This is a genomic window from Okeania sp. SIO2F4 (assembly GCF_010672385.1).
In the GTDB taxonomy this organism is placed as follows: Bacteria; Cyanobacteriota; Cyanobacteriia; order Cyanobacteriales; family Microcoleaceae; genus Trichodesmium.
Window position 1 is genome coordinate 1 of record NZ_JAAHGT010001401.1, and the last position, 1,471, is coordinate 1,471.

A 1,471-nucleotide genomic window follows, 5' to 3' on the forward strand; every position below is an offset into this window, starting at 1 on the left:
TCTTCTAAGTAAGAACTAGCTAATCCGTGGGTATACCAAGAAGTAACGAAGGTAGTGCCAGTTAACCAAGCTCCAATAGCCAGGAAGGCACATGGAAACAAGAGTATACCAGACCAACCAACGAATACAAAGCGATCGCGTTTGAGCCAGTCATCGAGGACATCAAATGGTCCTCTTTGAGATTGTGGGCGTCCGACTGCTACAGTCATTAAGGAATTCTCCAAATAATTATGATAACTACGGCTAATGTTTTTTCTCAACCACTATATATATAATAGTAGTTTTCTACTTGAGCAGAATATGAGAGATTTTGTAAACATTGTTTAGTTTTATTACCGTGATTTTCATTATAAAGGTAATTTTTGATTGGGGCAACCAGAAAAATGAGTTTTTCCAGACATTATTTTATTAGATTTTAGATTTTTCAGTCCCCATCTCAATTCGCTATACAACCTCCTCATAATATAGTGAGTTGAAAATGTTGTAAAATTCACATAGAATTTAAAAAATACCTAGGATGGGTTATATAGTAGTAAAAATGTATGTTGAGAGATAAACAGCTTTTGAAACAAGAAGCCCTATCCGCAAGGTTGGAAATTTCTCGTTATACTGCTTGCAGTTAAAACGGGATAAAATTACCCTTCAAGGTCACTAAATTAAAAAATGTTCACTATTGACATCATTGTGAAGTACACCCCTGTGCCATTCTCAGTACAACGTAAGTCCGCTGAGGATGCTGAAGCTGTTTATCAACAAGTCGTTGAGTCTATTCGCTCTGGAAACCCTCAAGTTTTAGAACTTACTTGTGAGAAAATGCCAGAGAAAAAGATTGCTGTAGTAATCAGTGAAGTTTCTGGTGTTCAAATTTCCCAAAAATCTGGTGCTGCTGCTACTGGAAGACCACCTGGTTTTGTAGCCCTGACCCAATGAAGCCAAAGGATAAAACTATTAAAGTTACTCATCCAGCAATTTTAGTAGAGGATATTTGTTTTAATTGGCCTAATGGCAGCCAAGTATTGCGCTCTTGTTCTCTAAAAGTACCCAAGGGAGAGTTTTGGATGCTCTTGGGTACTAATGGCAGTGGTAAATCAACTTTGTTAAGATTATTGGCAAAACTTTTGTCTCCTCAGTCTGGAACAATTCATTTTGAAGGGAAAATAGGTTTTGTTTTTCAAAATCCTGACCATCAACTTGTAATGCCTACAGTAGGAGCAGATGTTGCTTTTGGGTTAGTTGAAGAGAGATTGTCTCAACTTCAAATTCGTCATCGGGTAGAAGATGCTTTGAGTGCCGTAAACTTATTGGAACTACAAAGGCGACCTATATATGCTTTGAGCGGGGGACAAAAACAAAGAATTGCTATTGCTGGTGCTATTGCCCGCAACTGTGACATCTTACTTTTGGATGAACCTACAGCTTTACTCGATCCAGATAGTCAATTAGATTTGGTGACTCAAGTTCAAAGTTTGGT

2 protein-coding genes and 1 pseudogene are annotated in these 1,471 nt (G+C 37.8%); 2 read left to right on the top strand and 1 reads right to left on the bottom strand.

Features of this window, described 5'->3' with window-relative positions:
* Window positions 1-209: pseudogene (locus tag F6K22_RS40760) on the bottom strand (photosystem II D2 protein (photosystem q(a) protein)); the annotation flags it as partial.
* Between the two features lie 454 nt (window positions 210-663).
* On the opposite strand from F6K22_RS40760, the gene F6K22_RS40765 reads away from it, so the two are divergent.
* Together F6K22_RS40765 and F6K22_RS40770 are read left to right on the top strand one after the other, a co-directional pair.
* Window positions 664-930 (top strand): UPF0367 protein family, encoded by a 267-nt coding sequence (locus F6K22_RS40765; protein ID WP_293110849.1) that lies wholly within the window; start codon window positions 664-666, stop codon window positions 928-930.
* Window positions 927-1,471: energy-coupling factor ABC transporter ATP-binding protein (locus F6K22_RS40770; RefSeq protein WP_293110851.1), on the top strand; the 545-nt coding region annotated here is incomplete at its 3' end. The genes F6K22_RS40765 and F6K22_RS40770, both read left to right, overlap by 4 nt.